The 219-nt window shown below is 53.9% G+C and carries 1 protein-coding gene; it reads left to right on the top strand.

Features of this window, described 5'->3' with window-relative positions; all coding sequences use genetic code 11:
- Positions 1-125: 125 nt before the first annotated feature.
- Positions 126-219 (top strand): CCE_0567 family metalloprotein (locus tag E5X34_RS32845; protein ID WP_287152415.1); only part of this gene is annotated, 94 nt, incomplete at its 3' end.

Here is a 219-nt window from a genome sequence, read left to right on the forward strand (position 1 = left end):
TGGTCGACGATGCGACTGCAGCCATTGAAGCCTAGCCCGAGATGGAGCGCATCAAGAAACCATTGTTCCAGGAAGGATCTATGTCAGACCTAGATAGGATGAGGAAAAAAGTCTGAAAGCTCCAGTTGCGTGCAGCTATTGCCAAGATGGCATTGCAGGACCTCGTCGAGGGTCTGCCGGGCAAGTGGGCCGACATACAGGAAGTCGCCGAGAAAACCC

The organism is Mesorhizobium sp. (genome assembly GCF_004963255.1).
Taxonomy (GTDB): Bacteria; Pseudomonadota; Alphaproteobacteria; order Rhizobiales; family Rhizobiaceae; genus Mesorhizobium.